This window comes from Phyllobacterium myrsinacearum (assembly GCF_014138285.1).
Classification (GTDB): Bacteria; Pseudomonadota; Alphaproteobacteria; order Rhizobiales; family Rhizobiaceae; genus Phyllobacterium; species Phyllobacterium myrsinacearum_A.
On the sequence record NZ_JACGXN010000001.1, the window covers coordinates 1,073,375 to 1,095,973 of the forward strand.

A 22,599-nucleotide genomic window follows, 5' to 3' on the forward strand; every position below is an offset into this window, starting at 1 on the left:
TGGTGGATAGCTTTCCAGGGCGGGAAGCAGTGAAGCTCATTCCATCTCCTCGGCAGCCGCAATCGGGCTCACCTTTCATCCACGGGAAGCGAACACCATCAAGGCGCCCTGCGCAATCTCGCGTTGCGCACGCCAACTCATCCACGATGAAAGAACGCCCCGTTCCAAGCAACCTGACGGTTAAATGATATTTCTCGCCACACACATCAATGAAATCAACACAACGCTCGGGAGTTCTCATAAACAAGGGAACGATTTACTACTTGATTTGTTAGCCACGAAACTGTTTATTCCGCGCGGCAATCGTGAGAGGTTCATCCAATGGCAAAGAAAAAGACTGGGAAACCGATCATTCATGTGACTGCGAATCTCGGCTTATTCTACGTAGCAATCGAGTACGAAGGCGCTGAATCCCAACTCATAGGTCCCTTCAGAGACCTAGACGATGCCGAGATTGAAAAGATCAATCAGAAGAAACTTCATAAGAAGAAATAGTCTGGATGCGCCTTCATCAGCGCTGAAGAGCGGCAGGCCACGCGCGATTTCCCTGTCCCTTGACCGACTGACGCATGACCTGACGGTGCTGCCATGGGCTGAACCGACACAGCAGCCATCGGATTTGAACGGGCATCCCGGCAATCACTGCGATATCACACGTCACATCGTTGATCCGGCGCGCTGCCCAATTTACCGTGAAAATACAAATAGAGATTGCTACAGTTCTTCTAACAAAGAGAAGTTGTAAGCTTAACCTCAACATTTCACTCGGCAGATCGGTGATGTGTGATATTTTACCGTTGTTGTCACCGGCAAAGCTGACAAAAATGCCACCTGTTGCGCCACGCCTGCTGCAAAGGCGCACATAAATCACTTTCGTATGACAAAAGAACGGTGCCGTCCCTTGTGCCCATTCGTGGTGCAGGCCTATAATAGCCGATGAAAAACTCCACCTTGAATTCTGACACTGGTTCCAGCGAACGCGCTTGGCCAAAAATCCTTTTGAATTATCGCAAACCGCATCGCGGTCGCAGTGCGTTTGAACTGGCCGTTACGGTCATTCCCTTCGCAATATTGTGGGCTTTGTCCTGGGCTGCCGTGCATTACGGCTTCTGGTGGGGATTGCTGTTGATCATACCGGCTGCAGGTTTCCTGCTGCGCCTGTTCATGATCCAGCACGATTGTGGACACGGCTCGTTTTTTGCCCATAGACATTCCGATGATTGGACCGGCCGGGTGATCGGCGTTCTGACCTTGACGCCCTATGATTATTGGCGCCGGGCCCATGCCCTGCACCACGCTTCGGCGGGAAATCTTGATGAACGCGGCGTTGGTGACATCACTACCCTGACCGTTACCGAATATCGCGCCCTGTCACGCTGGGGCCGCCTCGGTTATCGATTGTACCGGCATCCGGCGATCATGTTCGGGGTGGGACCTGCGTGGCTTTTCATTTTCAAACAGCGCCTGCCGTTCGGCATGATGCGCTCCGGGGCCCAGCCCTGGGTTTCAACTATGGCTACCAATTTTGCGATTGCCCTTCTGGCCGCCATCCTCATCTGGTTTGTTGGCGTCATTCCGTTTCTGATGGTGCATCTGCCCATCGTTGTTCTGGCAGGCGCTGCAGGTATCTGGCTGTTTTATGTACAGCATCAGTTCGAAGAGACACATTGGTCCCAGGGCACTGAATGGAAGTTTCAGGAAGCCGCACTGCATGGTTCGTCACATTACGACCTGCCGCTGGTTCTGCGCTGGCTGACAGGAAACATCGGCATCCACCATGTCCATCATCTTTCCAGTCGGGTGCCCTACTATCGGTTGCCGGAAGTCCTGCGGGATTATCCGGAACTCAGCAATGTCGGACGAATTACCATCCTGCAAAGCCTGCGCTGTGTGAAACTGGTTCTATGGGACGAAGGCCGGCGCCGGTTGATTTCTTTCCGTGAGGCGCGGTCGCTGGCATAGCAAAACCAGATCTTTTTCCGGAATAAATATTACCCCTGCACTTTTCCCCGGCCTGCGCGTTTAGCGCAGGCGTACGTTCAATCAGTATTATTGTTCCCTTCCTCCGGTAAAATATATCCGGCCGGTGCGGCGGAACCAACTTTGTTCAGACGTGTTTTTGCCCTGATCTCGCCGGGCAACAGCGCCCTGCGGGAATTTTATCCGAAGAACAAAATGATTGGAGACGTACCATGGTTTCGTATGAACGGGGCACAGTGGATACAATCGCAGCGGACGGGCAGCGCCTGGCTTGGGGCGGTATTTTTGGCGGCACACTTCTTGCCATAGCGGTGCAGGTCCTTTTTGCGGCCCTCGGACTTGGCATTGGTCTGAGCACGGTCAGTGCGACAGGTGATGGTGCCTCAGCGCAAGGTCTTGGTATTGGCGGTGGCATCTGGAGTGCCGTGGTAATGGTCGTTGCCTTGGCAATCGGCGGTTATGTCGCCGCCTATTTTTCGGGCCAATACGCACGCTGGAGCGGTGTCCTGCACGGTTTGGTTGTATGGGCTGCAGGTCTCGTGGTCGGTCTTTATCTGCTCGGCACAGCCGTAGGCGGCGCTTTCGGCGTCCTCGGCAGTGTTGCTTCTTCCGTTGGTTCGACAGCGGGCCAAGCCGTATCCGGTGCGGCTTCAACGGCCAAGGACATGATCCCGCAAGCCGCACAGGCTAGTGGCATCACCAAGGAACAGGCCGGTGCCGAGGTGGACCGCCTCGTTGACGGGGTTCTCAACCGCGATCCTTCGGGCACAACATCCTTGACACCGGAACAGGCACGCAAGGAGATTGTTTCGGCGTTGACGAGCCATGCGCTCGGTGAAGAGACAACGCAGGAAACCAAACAGCGTGTCACTGGCATCATTGCGGCACAGCTCGGCGTTTCGCCTGAGGAAGCCAACAAGCGTTATGACGCGGCCGTCGCCAAGATTGACGACGTGAAGGCCAGGGCGAATGCCAAGATTGAAGAACTGAAGGTTCAGGCCAAGCAGGCGGCGGACAAGACTGCAACCGTGGCTGCAAGCGGCAGTTTTGCCGCCTTTATCGCCATGCTGATTGGCGCTATCGCCGCAGCAATCGGTGGTGCCGCCGGTATCCGCCGCAACCGTTAAGCACTTCCTGCAATAAGATAGATCCCGCAGCGCCGCTGCGGGATTTTTCATTGCCTCATCGCTGCCAAATGATCCCGCCTTCCCTTGATTAGCGAAGGTGAAGCCCTGTAGAAGGCTGGCAGCGATCCGGTCGGGATGACGGATGGCAAACTTAATCAAAATGGTGAGGACGACAGCGTGTCGAGATTGATTTCAAGTGTAGTCCTGTTTGGATTGGTATGCACAACAGCCAGTCCGGTTCTGGCAACAAGCGCCAGTGCGGCTGCAACGTCCGCGCAATGTAAGAAGCTTGACCCGAACGGACGGGATATGGGCGGCGATACGCATTTCGGTCTCGCTATCCGGGACAGGAAAGCCGATCTGGTGGCCAAGATGCTCGCCTGTGGCGCTGACGTAAACCTGAAGTCCGGGGAAGGCTGGGCGCCGTTACATACGGCTGCCTATTACGGCCCGGCCAGTGTAATTGATCTTTTGGTTTCCAAAGGTGCCGATGTCAATATTGTCGGTGACTATGACAAGATGACTCCATTGCACATGGCGACAAGTTACAGCGATGATCCCGCCATTATTCAGAGCCTTCTCAAGCACGGCGCTGATAAAAAGGCCAAGACGGCAAGCGGCAAGACAGCATTGGAATTGGCGGCGGATAAGCCAGCCATTGCCAAACTTCTGAAATAGGGCCGAACAGTCGCCACTTTCCCCTTGTTGCAGGCATGACGAGCTCCTAGGTTTCGGGCATGCGCACGATTATCGTTTAAGCAATGCTGCAATTTGCCAAAAAACTGCGGGCCGAACTCGGAGGGGGCGTTCTGACGTCCCTGGCCCTGCATCTTTTGGTCGCCGCATTGCTGTTGCTTCAGCTACCGGAATGGAAAACCACGCCACCGGAGACGGAAAGCGTCAAGGTCGAGGTTGTTCCGCCACCAACGCCCGAACCGGAACCAAAGCCCGAGCCTGAGAAGAAAGAAGAGCCACCCAAACCGCAGCCGGCTCCGGCACCAGCGGCGGCGGCGTCCTCTTCGCAAAATATTCTGAAACTTCTGCCCAGATCAGAAAAAGAATCGACTGAGGAAAAGAAACCTCCTTCCGGTGACGGCGAGACGCAAGATAAAGCGTCGACGCCTCAGGAGTCAGAGACCGAACAAGGAAAGACAGACGCCGCCGCGGGCGCTGCGCCTATCGAAGCCAAGCCGGCGCTGCCCGACACGGCGGAACTGCAATCTGCGCCAACACCGAGTGAAACTGCGGGACAGGCAGCACAACAATCCCCTGCGCCCACCACGTCTCCCAAGAACACTCCGGTTCCCCAACAAAAGGCTCAACCTCAGCCGAAGAAAACGGATCTGGCATCCAAACCAAATGGATCCAAAGCGATGAAGAGCTCAGATCCTTTCGCTGATCTCAGCCAAAAATTCATGCCAAACTCGATGCTTGATCCAAGGACAGCACAGATCGTTGCGAAGCTGTCGCCAGAAGATCGCCTTGCAAGCCTTTGCACATCGGAGGCACTGGCGCAGCTTGGTTCAAACCCAAGTACCGCATCCAGGGATGCGCTCCTTCCAAACGGCTCCTCTGGAGGGATCATTTCAAGAACCTCGTTCAGTGGCGCTGGCGCTGCGTTCCGCCTTGGAGCAAACTGGTACAATATCGATTACAAATGCTCGGTCGATGCCGGGATAAGTCGCGTGGTGTCATTCACCTTCAAGATTGGCGGCCTCGTTCCACTGAGTGAATGGCAGGCACGCAAGCTGGACAACAGGCGTTAGTCATACTTTTGGTCCTCCGCTTGCTGCAAGCCGATCTTCCTGAACCATTCATCATGGATTAACCGGCGGCAGCCTTTTCAGCGGTGGCGATGTCAATTTTTCCCATCTGCATCATCGCATTCATAGCGCGCTTTGCTCTTCCCGGGTCCTTGTCCTGTAACAGTTCGAGCATGCGCGAGGGCACCACCTGCCAGGAAAGTCCATACTTATCCTTGAGCCAGCCGCACCGGCTTTCCTGACCGCCTTCGGACAGCTTCGTCCAGAAATAATCGACCTCTTCCTGCGACGAGCAATCGATGGTGAGGGAAATGGCTTCCGTGAATTTAAATTGCGGCCCGCCATTCAGCGCGACAAACTCCTGACCGGCCAACTGATAAGCGACGGTCAGGGCCGGCGCATCTTTGGAAGGGCGCAAAATGTCGACGATCTTCGAATCCTTGAACACCGACACGTAGAAGTTGGCAGCCTCCTCCGCCTGTGTATCGAACCACAGAAAGGTTCTGATTTTCTGCTTGTTTGTCATGGGACTGGTCCTTTGCAGGTTGCTATGAAAACAGAGGCTCAAGAGACGGGTGCAAATAGGAAAGAGCCCCGATGCCACATCAGGTTACTCGCTTGCCCTCACAGGATAAAAGCCGCTGAACGATCGCATGCAGTGCACATTTCGCTCTTGCGTGAGAGCTGATTTGCGTTTCACAGGCATCGCGGATTGTCGAACGGATACTACGGGTTTCCTGCACCATGGTGCCAAGTGAGCGCGCGTATCGAGTTGGATGTCGGATAGATACATAGCGCGGCACACATGCCGCGCTATTTTAACCAACATGCCGAAACAGGCATGCCTAAGCCGCCCTGTTTCCGGTAATTGCGTGATAGAGCCAGAGCACAACGACGGAACCGATGACGGCCACGATCAGGCTATAAATATTGAAACCGGTGATGCCGGTAGCACCGAAAAAGCTGAAAATAACGCCACCGGCGACAGCGCCGACAATGCCCAGAACGATATCAAGGATAAAACCCTGACCGCTCTTGTTGACGATCTTGCTACCAATAAATCCAGCAACAAGTCCGAGTACAATCCAACTGATAACAGACATGCAAGCATTCCTTCCCTATCCATTGGCATAATCTCGTCATGTTTTCGCATAGATTGAATAAAATCAAGCTATGTTGTGCTTTCTGCCTGAATGAATAAACTGCGTTCAGGGGGAAGAAATACAGAATTTGAGCTGAACCCGAGCAACATTGAAGGAGATCGAGATGGGAATTTTCGATAATGCGGTACCAGGCGGCAGCATTTCAAAACCGCTTTTGATTGCACTTGGGGCACTTCTTGTTGGGAAAATGTTCAGTGGCGGCTCAAGTGAGCCAGCTCCGGCTCCCGCAAATCCCCAGACAGCCGACAACGGCAATGCTGCCGGCGGCGGCCTTCTTGGCGGTCTTGGTGGACTGCTGGAGAGCCTGACCAATGCCGGGCATGGCGAGGCAGCGGATTCATGGGTCAAACCCGGTGAAAACAAGGCCATCGCACCCAATGAGCTCGGTGTGGCTCTTGGCAAGAAAGCCATCAGCGAGATCGCCCAGCAAACCGGGATGAGCGAAGATGAATTGCTGGCGCAACTGTCAAAGGTTCTGCCCGGCGTCGTGGACAAACTGACGCCTAATGGCCAGGTTCCCAGCACCCAGCAGATCGCTTCACTTTTGAAATCCTCATCCTGAAGACTATCCCGCTGGCCGAAGCTAAGCGTTTCGGCCAGCGGATTTTATTGCTTTTCAGGCGACGGAAAGCTCGCGCCGGTTGGCGTTGACGCTGGCAAGACGCATCACGACAAGCCCCAGCAGCGGGAATGCGCCACCGATCCAGCCGAGATATTCAAGGCCGAGATTGGCGATGATCAATCCGCCGAACAGAGACCCCGATGCTATCCCGAGGTAAAGCGCCGAACCATTGAGCGACAGGGCGAGCGGCGCACTTTCCGGTGCAATAGCCAAGACCCGGCTCGCCTGTGCCGGCGGGAACACCCAGGCAGACACGCCCCAGAAAACCATGATTGCAATAAGCGCAGGACCGGCTATTTCGTCGGGCCATTGCATGATCCAGCTGATTGCCATGAGCGACCCCGCATTGAGAAACGAGGCAGCAATCACTGTACGGGTCGGACCAAAACGATCGGACAACTGCCCACCGATGAAATTGCCCAGGGCAGCGCCCAGACCGAAAGCCAACAGAACAAGAGGCACCATTTCGCGGGAAAGACCTGTACCCTGCACGGCAATGGCGGCGATATAGGTAAAGACGATGAATCCGCCCGCCATATAGAGCAGCATGGTGACGAGCGCCGGAAAGAGACCGGGATGCCGTATCACGCCGAGCCGCTGTTTCAAAGTCAACCGGTCAGCACGCAGTCCGCGCGGCAGCAGGAACCAGACGAAAGTCGTCGCAGCTGCACCGATCAATGCGACGAAGACATAGGTGCCGCGCCATCCGGCAAAGGAAGCAATCAGCGCACCGAGCGGCGCGCCGAAGGCTACGGCCAGCGTCGTGCCGCCAACAATGACTGAAATAGCACGGGCGCGGTGATGCGATTCGGAAATGGCGACGGCAGTTGCCTGGGCGGTGGCCGCGTAAAGACCGGCCGACATGCCGATGATCAGACGGGCGGCCGTCAGAAACGCATAGGATGGGGCGAGTGCAGCCAGAATGGCACCAATGACGAATGTCGTGGCGCTGCCTGCAAGGATGACACGCCGGTCAGCCGAGCCGGTGATGGCAGCCAGAACCGGAGCACCCAGCGCATAGGCAAGGGCGAACATGACCACGAGATAGCCAGCCTGCACCAACGTGACGCCGGTGTCCCCGGCGATCTCAGGCAGAAGGCTGGCGACAACAAAGCCTTCAATACCAATGGCGAATGTACCCAACGCCAAACCTACAAGGCGAATGTCCATGGGAGCGGTCCTTTGTTCAATGATCCTTGAACTATTGAACTCACCGTGATGTGAAGTCAAGCACAAAGTTCAACGATTATTGAACATTGAATTTTTCCTGCGTAATTGCTACGTAGGAGGGCATGACCCATCCCCTGTTTCATCCGGATGCCGAGGAGATCTCGCTTCCAGCCGTCCTGACAGCGCTTGGCGACGAGACACGTCTGAGCATCATTGCCATTCTCGCGCGCAACGGTGAACGCGCCATGACGTGCGGTGAGTTTCTTCAACTTGGTTCGAAGACAGCACTGAGCTATCATGTGGCCAAGCTGCGCGAGGCTGGAGTAATCAATGTACGGCCCGACGGAACCAAACGATTGTTGACGCTGCGCCGTATCGATCTTGAGACCCGGTTTCCGGGCTTCCTCGCTTCCATCATTATCTCGGCAGGTACTGTTCGTTTGCCGGAAAATCCGATTATGGCCGATGCGGCCGAAGCCCCGGGAGAAACCGAATGGACATAAAGGCTTGCGGCTCCGTACCAACGCGCCGCGCACCGGAAGAATGGTTCACCGGCACGGTATGGCAGGACCCGATCATTCAGGCGCCCGCTCCGGCACGATTGATTTCGGTCGTGGTGCACTTCGAACCGGGCGCTCGCACTGCCTGGCACACGCATCCGCTTGGTCAGACGCTCTATGTGGTATCCGGCTCCGGACTGGCACAGGTTTGGGGCGAACAGATCCGCGAAATCAGAACCGGAGACGTGGTCTGGATTCCACCGGGCGAAAAGCATTGGCATGGTGCTGGCCCTGAAAATTCCATGTCGCATATTGCCATGCAGGAAGCGGCGGACGGCAGTGCTGCCGACTGGATGGAAAAGGTTTCAGATGCGCAATACTCAGGTGCCGAACGAGCCGAAAAATCATGAACATCATTGAAACGGTATGCGGTTGCAGACTGATCTGCTAGCATGGATGCAGGCGTAACAACCCGGCATTGCAGATGAGCCGAAGGGAAAAACCATGGCGTTCGAAGACATCAAGGCACAGATCGCGCTCTTGCTTGAAGAGATGGTGCAACGGCCGGCAGATGCCCATGAAATTCACGAGTCCTTGCGCGAACATCTCAATGAACTGAAAGCCATGGGCATGCCTCTTCCCGAGGACCTCGTGGCCCTCGAGAAGCAGTTGGAAGTGGATTTCGATTCCTGACCGGTATTCTTAGACGGACCTCCGCAGAATTTCCTTTTGCAGGTCGTCAACGGCTGCTGAGGCTTCACCACGGATCGGACGACCGTCCATCATGCCAATATCGCGCAGCATGTGTTCGGAGTAATCTCCGGTATTTATCAAGGTCGGTACGCTAGGCCGCATTAGCGACCGTCCGATGTTTACAAGCCAGCTCCACCGGGAGCCGGTATTTTCTATTCGTGTGCACTGTGATGGCGAGGGGTTCATGACCTCAACTCCGGTTCGTACGCGACGTTAGCGTCTTGGGTGAGCATTCAATGCGCCTGTTCCCGCTTGTTTTCCAACAAAACGGCGAGTATCTTTCATAAGGCCACCTTATGGATCATTTCTATGAATCTTCCTCCCCTCGCCGCCATCCGTGTTTTTGAAGCTGCCGCCCGCCATGGCAATTTCACCAAGGCGGCAGAAGAACTCGGCATGACTCAGGCAGCCGTGAGTTACCAGATCAAGCTTCTGGAGGAGCGTGTGGGCGCCGCCCTGTTCCTACGGCTTCCACGTCAGGTCGCGCTGACGGAAATAGGAGCACGCCTGGCTCCCTCGATGACCGATGCGTTCGAGATCCTGCGGGCTGCCTTCGCCACCATGCGCGAGAGTACGGAAGGTATTCTGACCATCACGACGATCCCGACTTTTGCCGCCACATGGCTGGTTCCGCGCCTGGGTTCATTTCACATGGAGCACCCTTCGCTTGCCGTACGGCTGAAATCCACCCGTGATATGGTGGATTTTTCACGCCAGGAAGCGGATGTGGGGATTCGCAGCGGACAGGTGAAATGGCCGGGTCTGGTCTGCCACAAGCTTTTCCAGGCGGATTTTACGCCGATGCTGTCACCAACGCTGGCCGCGTCCATAGGCGGTGTGAAGACGCCGGAGGACATTCTCAAATTGCCGATACTGGATCCCGGTGACCCCTGGTGGAATATCTGGTTCAATCTCGTCGGCATTGACAAGCCGGCACTGCGCGGTGACTTGCGCACACGGCTCGGCGATCAGCATCTGGAAGGTCGGGCAGTTCTGGCCGGACAGGGTGTCGGCATCTTGACGCCAGTCTTCTTTCAGTCTGAACTGCAACAAGGACAGCTTATCCAACCATTCAACGTTGTCGGAACAAGCAAGCATGCCTATTGGCTGGTTTATCCGGAGGCGCGGCGGAATGTTCCTAAAATCCGCGCATTCCGCGACTGGATGCTCGGCCACATCGGCGAAGTGAAGACATGAAAATGGCGGGGCCGAAAGCCCCGCCATGAAACTTTCTAGAAAACTGCGAGATAACGCAGCAGCGAGATAATTCCGATCACCACAACGATCACCTGAACGATCTGTTTTGCGCGGCCATCAAGCGGCAACATCTGGACGAGATAGAGCACAAGAAAAATCACCAGAACGGTGATCAAAAGACTGATAAGTATGGACATCGCAAACTTCCTGTTTTCTGGACCTGAACAATCGTAGCGTTTCAAAACTCTTTGCTGGCTATTTTGTTCCGTGAAAGCAGGTGATTAGCCCATGTCGCAATCGGTGGCCGAGCACACTTCAGGACAATGTTTCGCGCAATTTCGCACAACCATTCATTGCATTGCCTGTAAAGTTGCTGATAGCTTCGCCATCATCCCCGCTCTTCAGGATTCTCCCATGCGTTCGCTGTTCCATCTTGCCTATCACGTCAATGATCTCGACACGGCACGCGGCTTTTACGGCGGCATTCTGGGATGCGAAGAAGGACGAAGCACGGACAGTTGGGTCGACTTCGATTTTTTCGGCCATCAGATTTCGCTGCATCTCGGCAAACCGTTCGAAACAACCAACACCGGCAAGGTTGGCGACCATATGGTGCCCATGCCACACCTTGGCGTGATCCTGCCTCTCGAAGACTGGAACACCCTTTCTGAACGGTTGAAAGGGGCGAAGGTTGACTTTGTCATGCCGCCAGTCGTGCGGTTCAAGGGGGAACCCGGCGAACAATGGACCATGTTCTTCCGCGATCCCTCGGGCAATCCCATCGAAGTCAAAGGCTTTGCCGATTTCGCCAGCGTCTACGCCAAATAACCTATCATGGAATTCAAGCCGTCCAATCTGAGGGCTGCGTTCTGGATGACCGGATCGCTGACCGCTATCCTGCTGATGGCGATTTCCGGCCGGGAAGCCTCGAAAGAGCTGAACGTCTTCCAGATCATGGAGATGCGTTCACTCATCGGGCTGGCCATGCTTTATCCTCTGATCCGCTCCTCCGGCGGGCTGCGCGCGATGAAGACAGGCCGGATCTGGGAACATCTCGGGCGTAACGCAGCCCACTATGCCGGTCAATTTGCCTGGTTGCAGGCGTTATCGATGATCCCGCTGGCGCAGGTGATCGCCATCGAGTTCACCACACCGGCATGGACGGCGGTCATGGCGGTCGCGTTCCTCGGCGAACGAATGAACCTCCTGCGGACGCTGACAATCCTGCTCGGCATTATTGGTGTGATCATCATCGTACGCCCGGGGATCGGCACAGTCGAAATAGGCCAGCTGATCGTGCTCGGTGCAGCTTTCACCTTCGGCATTTCCTTTACCATGGTCAAATCGCTGACGCGCACGGAAAGCGTGGTGAAGATCATTTTCTGGATGCTGGTTATTCAGTCCGGCATCGGTCTGCTACCGGCGTTGCACGTCTGGCAATGGCCGACATTGCATGTCTGGCCATGGGTGATTATTATTGCCTTCACCGGCACGTTTTCACATTTCTGCATGGCGAAAGCCCTGCTCTATGCGGATGCGACCGTGGTGATCCCGATGGACTTTCTGCGGGTTCCATTGACCGCCGTTCTGGGTTGGCTGATCTATGCTGAACGTCTCGACATTTATACGGCACTTGGCGCGGTGCTCATCCTTTCAGGCAATCTTCTGAATCTGAAGAACCGGAACACGGCAAAAGCATCTGCAATGGAATAATCATGACCAAACCGCATCTCTACATCGTCACTGGAGCAATGGCCGCAGGCAAATCGACTGTGGCGCAGGCACTCGCCGAGCGCTTGCCAAAATCCGTGCATCTGCGCGGTGATATCTTTCGGCGCATGATCGTCAATGGCGCGGCAGTGATGGGCCCTGAGCTTTCAGCCGATGCGATTACGCAGCTCGATCTGCGGCAGGCACTCGCCTGTGATGCCGCGCGGCACTACGTTGAGGCAGGTTTTTCCGTGGTTTATCAGGACATCCTGATTGGGCATGCCTTGCAGGATGTTGCAAATCGTCTCGCGCCCTTTTCACCTCGAATTGTGGTGCTCAATCCCCGGCCAGACATTCTGGCCCAGCGTGATGAAGCCCGCAGCAAGACCGGTTACAGCGAAAGTTTTCCACCCGTCATATTGGCGGATGCCCTCGAGCGCGAGACACCGCGCATCGGTCTGTGGATCGATACATCTGCCATGGCCGTCACCGAAGTGGTGGACCGGATTTTGGCCGGCCCGCACCCCGCCGCGTGGTAATTTTCAGGTCGCTGGTGCGTTCATGGCCCAGATGACACCGAAGGGATCGCGCAGCTGGCCGGGGCGGTCACCCCAGAACATGAGCTCAACGGGCATTACCACCTCTGCACCGGCATCCAATGCCCTTTTCCACCGGGTATCGATGTCATCGACAACCAATTGCAAGGAATAGCCCTGGGGGTTTTGCAGCGGCTGCCCATATTCCGGGTACGGGTCGCTGAGCATGATCGAACTGCCATTGATATGCAGATGGATATGCATTGTCCGGCCCTTCTCATCAACAGGAACCATATGGACCAGTGTCGCGCCAAAGGCATGCCTGTAGAATTCCGCTACCTTCGCGGCACCATCCCGGCGGAAAAGTTTCTCAGAAAGCAAGAACCGACATTTACTGACCAAATAGAGTGGGGGCGTCGCCCGCCTGCCATTTAGGATATTTGAGCATGACTGCCTCAAACCGGCCGGAGGACACGAACTCCCCCAGCCAGCGTTTTACGCCCGGCCGGGCAATTGCCCCCCACCAATCACCATCCACACTGGCGAACTGCCTGACGAATGGCAAAATTGCCATGTCGGCGAGAGATGGTGATGAGCCAAAGAGATAACGGGACCAGGCAAGCCGTTCTTCGTAGTCATCCAGTATCGTCAAGGCCTTTCCCCGTTCGGCGAGCGGATCAACTTTTTCGAAGCGGGCCGGATATTTGTAGCGGTCAAGGCTGCGCTTGAACGGTCCATCATTGCGCGCGATCCACCCGCCATCATCAACACTGAGCCAATGTTCCGGATCATGCTGCCTCAGCACCCAGCGCATAATGTCGAGGCTTTCATCGATGACGGTGCCGTCAGGCAACAGCAGCATAGGCACTGTTCCGGAGGGCGAGACGCTGAGAAAATCGGGCGCCTTGTCCCTCAGCACAATTTCCCGCAGCTCACAACTTTGGCGCGAGGCATGAACAGCCAGCCTCGCCCGCATGGCATAGGGACAGCGGCGAAAGGAGTAAAGAATTGGCAGATCATGCGTCATGGCAGCCTCGATTGGTGCGAGTTTTCATGAAACCGCCCGATATAACAAGTCTTGACCGTCAATTGTTCTGTTTATGAATTCAATTCACGAGCATCACGCAATATCATGCGATTATCAATGGAATGCACTTCAACCATATTCAGTGCAACCGGATCTCTATCCGTCGTCATTCCATTCACGGGCCGGACCGAAATCTGACCGCCATTCAAAGGATAAGACAATGCCTCTCGCACTACTGGCGTTGACAATCAGCGCCTATGCCATCGGCACGACAGAATTCGTGATCGTTGGCCTCCTCCCCACCGTTGCCGGTGATCTCGGCATCACATTACCGCTTGCCGGTCTCATCGTCAGCGTTTACGCGCTCGGCGTTACCTTCGGCGCACCCGTTCTGACTGCCCTCACCGGCAAAATTGAACGCAAGCCTCTTCTGCTCGGTTTGATGGCTCTTTTCATCATTGGCAATACAGCTGCGGCTCTCTCGCCAACGTATGAACTGCTGCTCGTCGCCCGCGTCCTGAGCGCCTTTGCCCACGGCGTGTTCTTCTCGGTCGGCGCCACCATTGCAGCTGATCTCGTTGCTCCCAACAAGCGCGCGTCGGCTATTGCCATGATGTTCCTGGGCCTGACCGTTGCTATCGTTACCGGCGTTCCGCTTGGAACCTTTATTGGTCAACAACTCGGCTGGCGCGCAACATTCTGGGCCGTTTCCGCCCTTGGTGTGATTGCACTGATCGCCATTGCCGTGCTTCTGCCTCCGAAGATAGCCAAGGCTGCGCCCGCCCGTCTGATCGATCAGGTTCGTGTTCTCGGCAGCGGCCGCCTGCTGCTTGCCTTTGCCATGACAGCCCTTGGCTATGGCGGTACATTCGTGATGTTTACCTTCCTTGCACCGGTGCTGCAGGAAATCACAGGCTATGCCGGCTCAACAGTCAGCCTCATCCTCGTACTTTACGGCCTGTCGATTGCCGTGGGTAACATGGTTGGCGGTCGCCTTGCCGACGGCAACCCGGTTGGTGCGCTGGTCGTGATGTTTGCCCTGCAGGCTCTTGTGCTTGCTGTCTTCACCTTCACGGCTGTTTCGCCGGTCTGGTCATTGGTCACGCTTGCTGTACTCGGTGCATTGTCCTTCTCCAATGTTCCAGGTCTGCAACTTTACGTGGTGCAGCTTGCCAAGATCCATACGCCGGAAACTGTTGATGTGGCCTCGGCCCTCAACATAGCCGCCTTCAACCTCGGCATTGCCGGCGGAGCCTTCCTTGGCGGTATCATCGTGGCTTCACCGCTTGGTCTCGGTGCAACACCTTGGGTTGGTGCCATTCTGGTGGTCGGCGCTTTGGGTCTGACCCTCTGGAGCCAGGCGCTTGACCGGCGCGCTGGTGCGGCAGCTCTGGCTACCTGCTAAGCAAGTCCTCCGTAATTGCAACCACGACGACTGCGCCGGATTTCCGGCGCAGTTTTTTGTTGTTCCCATTGAATGGCGGACATTCTGATTATAGCGCCTGTCGACCCAAAGGGTGACAGGACTGGCAATTTTGGTATGGTCGGCATGAGATTCGCGAGGGATTTGTCATGCTGGCCGAAGTCGTCTTGCCTATAAAGCTGACATTCCGGCTGTGGTTGAGATTCTGGCCGCAGCTTTTTGCCGTTCTGCTGCTCGGCGTTTTTGCATCAAAGATACTCATGCAACTTGCAGTCGACGCTGCCTACGCAAACCACTACGCGGGGCTAGCAGTCCTCACGCTGGTGGCTCTGGCGCAACTGGTGACCACAGTCTCCATGATCCAGATTGTGCGGCCCGGCCTTCCGGCTCTGAACGCGGCTCAAGGGAAAAGCCAGACAGGAGACGAAAAAGACGACACGCACCAAGGCCTTTCAAGTCTGGCTGCCATGGTTTCCGTCGCGCTCATTCCGTTCTTTGCCTATTATGCGGCATGGGGATTTCTGGGTGATACGGTACGGCAATATTCACGCGCTGCATTGGCACAGATGCCCTTCGGAGAAAGCGGTGGCAATGTACTCGACGTACTGGATTCCAAATGGCTGCTTCTGTCTGTCGCCATCTCGTGGATCGTGCGGAAATGTGCGAAGACCATGAAAGAGAAAACCGGACGATCTGTCTGGCAGATCGTTATGGTTGTGTGCGAAACGAACTGGGTCTTTATCGGCCTGTATATTATCAGCCGCTGGAAAGACAGCTGGATGAGGGCGCTGAGCGAAGGCACTCTCTGGACTTACATCAAGTCACTGGTTGCCAGCCTGTCCGAACCGGTTTCGTCAGCCTATGCCGCTGCCCCGATACCGGTCGAGCAGGCTCCGCAAGCGTTCAGCACGACTGCAACAGTGTTGTTTTTCCATGCATTGCTGCCGGTCATCTGGCTGGTCATGGTGGCACTTGTCTATGGTTATGATGTGCGTGACGAAAAGGAACTGCTGCGAGTCCATCATCGCGTCGAACGCTTCGGCGAGCGTTATAAAACCATCCCGAAATTCCTTCGCGACTTCATCGAACATTTCATCGGTGGCTATCGCTCGCGTTACCTGCCGATCGCCAATAGCGTCAAGCTGACCCTCAATTCGGGATTGCTTTTGATCATCACACTGATCCTCGGCTATCGTTTTATCGAATGGGCAGCCGCGTGGTTGTGGCTGGGCACCGCCTGGTTGATAGGTCCGCATCCGCTGGATGTCTGGCAGACACTATCTGATGGTGTCAGCTTCCTGTTTGGCAGCCCCTTGCAGGACTCCTCGACCGGGATTCTGGTCGAGCCGCTGCGGATATGTTTTTTGGCAGCGGTGCTTGAAACAGCATTTTCAATGACAAGAAAGGTGGCGCTGCAAACACCAGAAGGTTTGGAACCCGTAGCGAACGGTTGATCTGCATAACGATTGTGCGTGGTTCGACAAGCTCACCATGAGGGGGAGTAGGGATTGCAGGGAGTTCCATTCTGCAAGATTGCTCATACCGCAATATTTCCGGTTAGCTTTGCAGTACCACTCTCCCTCATGGTGAGCTTGTCGAACCACGCACAATAGGAGTGCAATCAGAATCATGATGGTCAGGTCAACAGCCCCGCCTTTTATTCCGGGCGGGCAAAGCGCAGGTAATAGGGACGCTCACCCCGCATTCCGATTGTCGGCCTGAGCTCCCCGACTATATTCGCAGGAACAAGATATGTTTCCTCAACCACCCGCCGCGTACCTTTGCCGACCTCGGCAAAGATAGTGGAGATGCATGTCTCTATACCATCGGCCGGGCGCGGCAAGCCGGGCACCGAGGTTGGCGACCATGAACGCCCGGATGCATCAACAAGCTTGATCGAGCACATTACCCAGAGATTTCTCAGATCCGGCTCGCCGATCTCGACAATGAAACGCGCGACAACCGGCACTGCGTTTGCCGGCGGCGTTTTGGATTTTATCCCTTCGGTAACGGTCCGCAGCCCGACAAACTGCCAGTCACTGCCGCCATAGCGGGCGCTCTGACCAGCGGAGACGTCAATCGGCAGAAAGTCATCACTTTTTCCCATTTCCTTGAGATCATCGTACGATATGACGAACAGAGTAAGAGGGACAAGCAACAATAACGCCCACAGGCTGCGCCGTCGCCAGCGGCGCTCGGAAGGGTTTGGCGTGTCTTCATGCACGAGGGTCACGATATCAATTCCCTGAAACAAGCACGGGTTTTGAAAGATCATATCTGTCGACTATGAGCGGCTGGCCGTCATTGAATTTTCTGAAATCGTCAATTGCGATACGTGCCTCGGAATCAAGCCGTGGCGCCATCTGACTGGAGAGCACGAATGTGGCCCCGTTCACCTGATCCGGCAGGATCTCGAAGACAAAACGCGCTTTCTTGGGCATGCCAGGATCAAGTATTGGAGGCATTTGGCTGCTCAGCGTGCCAACCCGATCCGATTTTTCGTAACGCAAACCTGTGGCGCCCAGCCAGGTTGCTGAAATAACCACAGTTGAAGCATTTGTCGCCGCCAGTTCCGTTGTCACGATAACCCAGAGTCCTGACGTCGTTAAGGCCGTACTTTTCCCATATCGGGTATATGTCAGCTCGCGGGCAAACTCCACCTGATTGACCGTTACATCAAACTGGCGGGCATGAATCTTGTCGTGCATCTTGCCATAGGACGGGATAGGGCCGGTCAAGTCCATATAATGCGGCTTGGTCTGCTGCATGGCATAAAGCAGGACGACGGCAAGACAGACCGCAAGAATATTGAGGAGGTGGCGCATCAGCCCTCTCCTCCTGCAAGAACCAAGCTGACCGTGGCTGCGTTGTATTTATTGAACCAGCCCGGCATGCCATACAAATTATCGCGCGGTTTGAACGTTTCGGCTTCAATACTGAAATCTATATTGTCTTTGGGGACCGCGCTCGCGGGCATTAGCCAGACATAGGCCACTTTTTCCTGTAATCCGGGCTGGAGGGATGGCATCAGTGCTTCATCCCGGGCAAGATAGATCATCGGCTTTTCTGCCGCCGCCTCCAGCGTTGGTGGCAGATGAAATGTGCTGTAATAGGCCCTGTCCGACTGGGCCGTGCGATTCATCAGTTCCACCTCAAGGATCAGAGCCTTCTGATCCTCCTTTGGCGTCAGACCGTAGATCTTCTGATCAGTTACCCAGGCTTTCAGCGGTTTGACCTGCCACCTGCCTGCATCGAGCGACTGCCCAGCTTTTATTATCGGAATCTCATTTGGTGATCGCGCCTCCGAAACTCCAAGCGCAACGGCAACGACGAGCGCGGCGAATGTACCGATACCGGCTGTTATCCAGGCAAGCGCCTTGCTGCTAAGATTGCGCACGTGGGACCACATCGGGCGATCATTCTCCCCTTAACGCAATACAATCGCGCTAAACTCTGAGTCGCTTTCTGGCAAACCATGCAACGTAAGCGCGCCGCATGGCAAGTCCTTGGGCAAAAGCCGGCAGAACAGCTCCACTTTGACAGAAGTTGCTCTAGCGTGAAGCAGCCATCGGCAGGTAGCTATGAACAAGATCAACAACCTGCTGGTCACGCGCCTTTGCCGTGTTGCCACCCATCACTACAGCCACAAGCTGGCGGCCATTGTCATAGACTGAGGTGACAATATTGAAACCGGAGGCCCGGACATAACCTGTCTTGATGCCATCGGCCCCGTTGAGCTGTGCCAGCACGCGATTGTGGCCCTGAACAAGTTTGCCGTTGAACGTGAAGTCGTGCAAAGCGAAATAATAGTATTGCTGCGGGAAATGTTTGCGAAGTGCCATGCCGAGGAGAGCCATGTCGCGGGCCGTAGTGATCTGCATGGGATCGGGCAGGCCTGACGCATTGTTGAAGGTGGTGCCTTTCATGCCAAGCTGGCGAGCCTTGGCTGTCATCATCGCAGCGAACTGCGGCTCGGAGCCGCCAAGCGCTTCGGCAAGAGCGACGGCAACGTCATTGGCTGATTTGATCACGATCGCCTTGATTGCCGTGTCGACATCGATTGACTGCCCCGGCCTGAAACCAAGCTTGCTGGGTGCCTGAGATGCGGCGTGGGCAGAAACCGGGATTATAGTCGTCTTGGTCAGGCGTCCGGAATCCAGCGCCTCGAAGGTGAGATACAGCGTCATCATCTTTGTGAGTGACGCGGGTATTCGCGGCAGGTCAGCGCTGGCCTGATAGAGTACCGCACCGGTGCTACTATCAACGACGATCGAAGCGGATTTTTCGGTGACCACGGCCGGGGCTGTCGCTGCCACGGGCTGTAATGCCGAGGTGGTGGTACAACCACTGGCCATGCCAACGACCAGAACAAACAATGCCACGCATTTCGACATCAATGACAGGGGATAAAAAACTCGCGGCACGTTCATTTTCCGGTGGTCTTACTTCCAAGAGTCTCAATAGGCGGTTTCTAGCGCAGTATCGTTAATAATCCGCTGCACCGCCATCCTGTTAGCGGATTTCCCGCGTGAGACCAAGCGGCGATTTCCCACAGGGCTATCGACGGCTTTCATGCTGTCAGGACGACCTTGACGCTGCGGGACCGGTCGAGGGCCACGGAGAATGCTTCGGGAGCAGCGCTCAAAGGGTATTCGCCGGTCACAAGCCGCAAGACGTCAACTTCACCCGAGACGATCAACTCCACCGCTTCGTAGAATTCTTCACCGAAACGGAATGTACCTTTCAGGTCCAGCTCCTTGGCCATGACAGCATTTGCAGGGACAGGGATTGCACCTCCCGGCAGATTGCCCACCTGAACGATCGTGCCGCCGCGCCGTACAGTGCGTATGGCGGAGGCGAGCCCTGCGGCCGTACCGGAAATTTCAAAACCGATGTCAAACGGCGTCGCGACGGCATGCTTGGCCAGTTTTTCTTCGTCTTCCGAAAGGTCGAACACCTGGTCAGCACCAAGTTCCAGTGCAAATTTGAGCGGCGCTGCGGCAAGATCAACCATCGCCACCGATTCCGCCCCGGCATGTTTCAGCGCCAGCAGAGTCAAAAGCCCGATGGGGCCCGAACCGAATATAATGGCCGAGTGCCCTTTGACATGACCGGCGCGCCGCACCGCATGCAGGCATACCGCGAGAGGCTCGGCCAGTGCCGCTGCCTGAAATGGAAAATCGGCGGGCACTTTTACACATTGGGCAGGGGTTGCATCGAAGTAACTGGCGAAGCCGCCCTGCATGTGGGGCGTCTTTGAAGCGGAACCCATGAAGTAGATATTCTCGCAGAGATTGGCACGACCCTCGTGGCAATAGGCACAGGTTCCGCACCAGCGTGAAGGATTGACCGCGACACGATCACCAACGGCAAGCCCTGTAACCTCCGGCCCGATCTGAGCGACTTCCCCCGCCACTTCATGACCAAGGATGAGCGGCGATGTCACCACAAAATCGCCGGTCCTTGCATGGCGGAAATAGTGCATATCCGAACCGCAGATGCCGCCTGCACCAAAGCGGATACGCACCATGTTCGGTTTCAACGCGGAGAGCGTCCCTTCCACGACACGCAAATCTTCAGGTCCGAAAAGGGTGGCAGCTATTGTGTTCATTTAATCAGTCCCAGTTGTGTCGGCAGCCACAGGGTGATCGCCGGTATGAAGGTAATGGCAATAAGCGCGATGAAAAGCGGCACGAGCCATGGCAGGATCGCCATAGTGGTGCGTTCAACCGAGAGCTTGGCAACGCGCGAGAGCACGAACAGCACCATTCCAAGTGGCGGATGCAGCAGCCCTATCATCAGATTAAGCGTCATGATCAACCCGAAATGCACCGGATCGATGTCAAATTTGAGGACGAGCGGCAGAAGGATCGGCACCAGAATAGTGATGGCAGCGATCGTGTCGAGGAAACAGCCGACAAACAGCATCAACACATTGACGAGGATCAGGAATACCCATTTATTGTCAGTGATCGACAGGATTGCGGCAGACAGCAACTGCGCCGCCTGGCTGACAGTAAGCAGCCACGCAAAAACCGAAGCGGCCGTCACGATGAACAGCACCGACGCCGTTGTTTCGATTGTATCGAAACTGGCCTTGGCAAGGCTTGCCAAGGTCATGGTACGATAGCGCACAAGGCCAAGAAACAATGACCAGAGCACGGCGGCAACCGCTGCTTCCGTGGGCGTGAACCACCCCATTGTCATGCCGCCAATGAGAATAACCGGTGTCATCAAAGCCATAACGGCGGAAAAATCGAAATACCAATCGACCGCCAGCAGGATGACCAGAGCGATACCCACCGAGGCATTGACCGAGAAGCCCAGCAGCGTTGCGAGATAGATGATAACCGGAACGGCAAAGACGATGAGGATTTCCAGCCCCGCCTCAAGCAATTGCTTCATCTCGAAGGGGGCGTCCGAACCCCATTTGTAGATGTAGGCGAAGATTGCAACCGTCAGCATCATCAGGACGGTCATGACCACGCCGGGCATGATGCCCGCCATGAACAAGGCACCGATGGAGACGTTGGCCATCATCCCGTAGATGACAAAAGGCAGTGATGGCGGGAAGATCGGGCCAAGCGTTGCCGAAGCGGCGGTAACGCCAACGGCCGCCTCAATGGGATAGCCATGGTCTTTCATCGCCTTGATTTCGATGGTGCCGATACCGGCGGCATCGGCAAGCGCTGTGCCGGACATGCCGGAGAACACAACGGAACCGATAATATTGACCTGTGCGAGACCGCCCTTCATCCAGCCGACGAGAGCAACAGCAAAGGCGTAGATGCGGCCGGTGACACCGGCGGAATTCATCAGATTGCCGGCGAGAATAAAGAAGGGAACGGCGAGAAGGGGGAAGCTCTCGACGCCGGCAATCATGCGCTGCGCCACGATAATGTCAGGGGCCACGCCATAAAGGACAAGGTAGAGCACTGAAGCCACGGCCATGGAGATGGCGACGGGCACGCCGACGATCATGAGAACAAGAAACGATCCAACAAGAAGCAGCATGGATTAATCCTCTACCTTCTGAAATTCCTCCGGCCGTTCCAGAACGGAATAGCCACGGCGCAAATTGCTGATGAAAACCTGAATGGAGCGAAAGAGCATCAGGATGAATGCGACCAGAACAGAATAGAAAACGATGTTGCGCGGCAGATCGACGGTGACCATCTGCTCATCAGCAACAATTTCGACATAGCGCCACATCAGCCAGCAGGCGTAGACAAAGAAGCCCATGCGAACCAGGTCAACAAAGATTGCTAGTGCACGGGCAAGACCCGCCGGGATATAGTGATAGAGCACATCCACCTGAATGTGCCGCGAGACCCGCACACACATGACGGAGCCAAGGAACACCACCCCGATCAGGCAATTGATCGCGATCTCTTCCGTCCAGGCGTAGCTGTTGTTGAGAACGTAACGCGTGAAGAATTGCAGGAAAACGCAACCTGTCATCAACCAGAAGACGACCAGCGTCAGCCAGTCCTCCACCGCGTAGTCAGACAGATTGGCAACCGGCGCGGCATCTTCAAACGAGTGCGCCAGTTCCTCGGCGCTCGTCTGGGTATGAATTTCCTTTGTCATGCAATCTCTCCGTTCGAAAACCGTGGGGAGAAATGGCC

28 protein-coding genes are annotated in these 22,599 nt (G+C 55.6%); 14 read left to right on the forward strand and 14 right to left on the reverse strand.

Annotated elements, in window-relative coordinates; genetic code table 11:
* Positions 1-511: 511 nt before the first annotated feature.
* Positions 512-991, reverse strand: coding sequence for a hypothetical protein (locus FHW16_RS05355; RefSeq protein WP_182548994.1), 480 nt, complete (start codon positions 989-991; stop codon positions 512-514).
* On the opposite strand from FHW16_RS05355, the gene FHW16_RS05360 reads away from it, so the two are divergent.
* The 4 genes from FHW16_RS05360 to FHW16_RS05375 all read left to right on the forward strand — a co-directional run bounded on the left by FHW16_RS05360 (position 937) and on the right by FHW16_RS05375 (position 4,873).
* A complete protein-coding gene (locus FHW16_RS05360; protein ID WP_182548079.1) occupies positions 937-1,962 on the forward strand; it encodes a fatty acid desaturase in 1,026 nt (341 codons plus the stop codon). The two genes, FHW16_RS05355 and FHW16_RS05360, sit on opposite strands and share 55 nt — an antisense overlap.
* Positions 1,963-2,192: 230 nt before the next feature.
* Entirely contained in the window at positions 2,193-3,107 is a 915-nt protein-coding gene (locus FHW16_RS05365) for a hypothetical protein (RefSeq protein WP_182548080.1), read from the forward strand.
* A 177-nt stretch (positions 3,108-3,284) separates the two neighbouring features.
* Entirely contained in the window at positions 3,285-3,785 is a 501-nt protein-coding gene (locus FHW16_RS05370; protein ID WP_348643853.1) for an ankyrin repeat domain-containing protein, read from the forward strand.
* An 83-nt stretch (positions 3,786-3,868) separates the two neighbouring features.
* A complete protein-coding gene (locus tag FHW16_RS05375) occupies positions 3,869-4,873 on the forward strand; it encodes a DUF930 domain-containing protein (RefSeq protein WP_182548082.1) in 1,005 nt (334 codons plus the stop codon).
* A gap of 58 nt (positions 4,874-4,931) precedes the next feature.
* On the opposite strand, the gene FHW16_RS05380 is transcribed toward FHW16_RS05375, so the two are convergent.
* Both FHW16_RS05380 and FHW16_RS05385 read right to left on the reverse strand, forming a co-directional pair.
* Positions 4,932-5,396 carry a VOC family protein gene (locus tag FHW16_RS05380; RefSeq protein ID WP_182548083.1) on the reverse strand — a complete coding sequence of 155 codons (465 nt, stop codon included), beginning with the start codon at positions 5,394-5,396 and terminating at the stop codon, positions 4,932-4,934.
* 319 nt (positions 5,397-5,715) lie between these two features.
* Positions 5,716-5,973 (reverse strand): GlsB/YeaQ/YmgE family stress response membrane protein, encoded by a 258-nt coding sequence (locus tag FHW16_RS05385; RefSeq protein ID WP_182548084.1) that lies wholly within the window; start codon positions 5,971-5,973, stop codon positions 5,716-5,718.
* Between the two features lie 163 nt (positions 5,974-6,136).
* On the opposite strand from FHW16_RS05385, the gene FHW16_RS05390 reads away from it, so the two are divergent.
* On the forward strand, positions 6,137-6,595 hold the full coding sequence (locus FHW16_RS05390) for a YidB family protein (protein WP_182548085.1): 459 nt from the start codon (positions 6,137-6,139) through the stop codon (positions 6,593-6,595).
* Positions 6,596-6,649: 54 nt separating this feature from the next.
* On the opposite strand, the gene FHW16_RS05395 is transcribed toward FHW16_RS05390, so the two are convergent.
* On the reverse strand, positions 6,650-7,825 hold the full coding sequence (locus FHW16_RS05395; RefSeq protein ID WP_182548086.1) for an MFS transporter: 1,176 nt from the start codon (positions 7,823-7,825) through the stop codon (positions 6,650-6,652).
* A gap of 122 nt (positions 7,826-7,947) precedes the next feature.
* Between FHW16_RS05395 and FHW16_RS05400 the strand changes: the two genes are divergently transcribed.
* From FHW16_RS05400 to FHW16_RS05415, 4 genes are all read left to right on the forward strand, one after another.
* Positions 7,948-8,328 (forward strand): ArsR/SmtB family transcription factor, encoded by a 381-nt coding sequence (locus tag FHW16_RS05400; protein ID WP_182548087.1) that lies wholly within the window; start codon positions 7,948-7,950, stop codon positions 8,326-8,328.
* Complete coding sequence (locus tag FHW16_RS05405) at positions 8,319-8,735, forward strand: (R)-mandelonitrile lyase (RefSeq protein WP_182548088.1); 417 nt, start codon at positions 8,319-8,321, stop codon at positions 8,733-8,735. Before FHW16_RS05400 ends, FHW16_RS05405 begins: the two co-directional genes overlap by 10 nt.
* 94 nt (positions 8,736-8,829) lie before the next feature.
* On the forward strand, positions 8,830-9,018 hold the full coding sequence (locus FHW16_RS05410) for a hypothetical protein (RefSeq protein WP_091878761.1): 189 nt from the start codon (positions 8,830-8,832) through the stop codon (positions 9,016-9,018).
* Positions 9,019-9,387: 369 nt separating this feature from the next.
* A complete protein-coding gene (locus FHW16_RS05415; RefSeq protein WP_182548089.1) occupies positions 9,388-10,275 on the forward strand; it encodes a LysR substrate-binding domain-containing protein in 888 nt (295 codons plus the stop codon).
* Positions 10,276-10,310: 35 nt separating this feature from the next.
* On the opposite strand, the gene FHW16_RS05420 is transcribed toward FHW16_RS05415, so the two are convergent.
* Positions 10,311-10,472, reverse strand: a complete 162-nt coding sequence (locus tag FHW16_RS05420) for a Thivi_2564 family membrane protein (protein WP_182548090.1) — start codon at positions 10,470-10,472, stop codon at positions 10,311-10,313.
* Between the two features lie 217 nt (positions 10,473-10,689).
* Between FHW16_RS05420 and FHW16_RS05425 the strand changes: the two genes are divergently transcribed.
* From FHW16_RS05425 to FHW16_RS05435, 3 genes are read left to right on the forward strand one after another with little or no spacing between them, the layout of a single operon-like run.
* Entirely contained in the window at positions 10,690-11,103 is a 414-nt protein-coding gene (locus FHW16_RS05425; RefSeq protein ID WP_182548091.1) for a VOC family protein, read from the forward strand.
* Positions 11,104-11,109: 6 nt separating this feature from the next.
* Entirely contained in the window at positions 11,110-11,988 is an 879-nt protein-coding gene (locus tag FHW16_RS05430) for a DMT family transporter (protein ID WP_182548092.1), read from the forward strand.
* A 2-nt stretch (positions 11,989-11,990) separates the two neighbouring features.
* Positions 11,991-12,524, forward strand: coding sequence for an AAA family ATPase (locus FHW16_RS05435; protein WP_182548093.1), 534 nt, complete (start codon positions 11,991-11,993; stop codon positions 12,522-12,524).
* A 3-nt stretch (positions 12,525-12,527) separates the two neighbouring features.
* On the opposite strand, the gene FHW16_RS05440 is transcribed toward FHW16_RS05435, so the two are convergent.
* Positions 12,528-12,902, reverse strand: coding sequence for a VOC family protein (locus tag FHW16_RS05440; RefSeq protein WP_246711624.1), 375 nt, complete (start codon positions 12,900-12,902; stop codon positions 12,528-12,530).
* Between the two features lie 10 nt (positions 12,903-12,912).
* Complete coding sequence (locus FHW16_RS05445) at positions 12,913-13,548, reverse strand: glutathione S-transferase (protein ID WP_182548095.1); 636 nt, start codon at positions 13,546-13,548, stop codon at positions 12,913-12,915.
* A gap of 220 nt (positions 13,549-13,768) precedes the next feature.
* Between FHW16_RS05445 and FHW16_RS05450 the strand changes: the two genes are divergently transcribed.
* The gene (locus tag FHW16_RS05450) at positions 13,769-14,953 is read left to right on the forward strand and encodes an MFS transporter (RefSeq protein WP_182548096.1); all 1,185 of its coding nucleotides are present in this window, start codon (positions 13,769-13,771) and stop codon (positions 14,951-14,953) included.
* A 167-nt stretch (positions 14,954-15,120) separates the two neighbouring features.
* Complete coding sequence (locus FHW16_RS05455; RefSeq protein ID WP_182548097.1) at positions 15,121-16,425, forward strand: hypothetical protein; 1,305 nt, start codon at positions 15,121-15,123, stop codon at positions 16,423-16,425.
* A 203-nt stretch (positions 16,426-16,628) separates the two neighbouring features.
* Here the strand turns inward: FHW16_RS05455 and FHW16_RS05460 are convergent, their stop codons facing one another.
* The 7 genes from FHW16_RS05460 to FHW16_RS05490 all read right to left on the reverse strand — a co-directional run bounded on the left by FHW16_RS05460 (position 16,629) and on the right by FHW16_RS05490 (position 22,561).
* Complete coding sequence (locus FHW16_RS05460) at positions 16,629-17,204, reverse strand: hypothetical protein (RefSeq protein ID WP_182548098.1); 576 nt, start codon at positions 17,202-17,204, stop codon at positions 16,629-16,631.
* Positions 17,205-17,208: 4 nt separating this feature from the next.
* On the reverse strand, positions 17,209-17,796 hold the full coding sequence (locus FHW16_RS05465; RefSeq protein WP_182548099.1) for a hypothetical protein: 588 nt from the start codon (positions 17,794-17,796) through the stop codon (positions 17,209-17,211).
* A complete protein-coding gene (locus FHW16_RS05470; RefSeq protein WP_182548100.1) occupies positions 17,796-18,380 on the reverse strand; it encodes a hypothetical protein in 585 nt (194 codons plus the stop codon). Before FHW16_RS05470 ends, FHW16_RS05465 begins: the two co-directional genes overlap by 1 nt.
* 142 nt (positions 18,381-18,522) lie before the next feature.
* Positions 18,523-19,365: a D-alanyl-D-alanine carboxypeptidase family protein gene (locus FHW16_RS05475; RefSeq protein WP_432652010.1), complete on the reverse strand. Its 843-nt coding sequence runs from the start codon at positions 19,363-19,365 to the stop codon at positions 18,523-18,525.
* A gap of 176 nt (positions 19,366-19,541) precedes the next feature.
* Entirely contained in the window at positions 19,542-20,582 is a 1,041-nt protein-coding gene (locus FHW16_RS05480; RefSeq protein WP_182548102.1) for an L-idonate 5-dehydrogenase, read from the reverse strand.
* Positions 20,579-21,985 carry a TRAP transporter large permease gene (locus tag FHW16_RS05485; protein ID WP_182548103.1) on the reverse strand — a complete coding sequence of 469 codons (1,407 nt, stop codon included), beginning with the start codon at positions 21,983-21,985 and terminating at the stop codon, positions 20,579-20,581. Before FHW16_RS05485 ends, FHW16_RS05480 begins: the two co-directional genes overlap by 4 nt.
* A gap of 3 nt (positions 21,986-21,988) precedes the next feature.
* Entirely contained in the window at positions 21,989-22,561 is a 573-nt protein-coding gene (locus FHW16_RS05490; RefSeq protein WP_182548104.1) for a TRAP transporter small permease, read from the reverse strand.
* Positions 22,562-22,599: the final 38 nt, after the last annotated feature.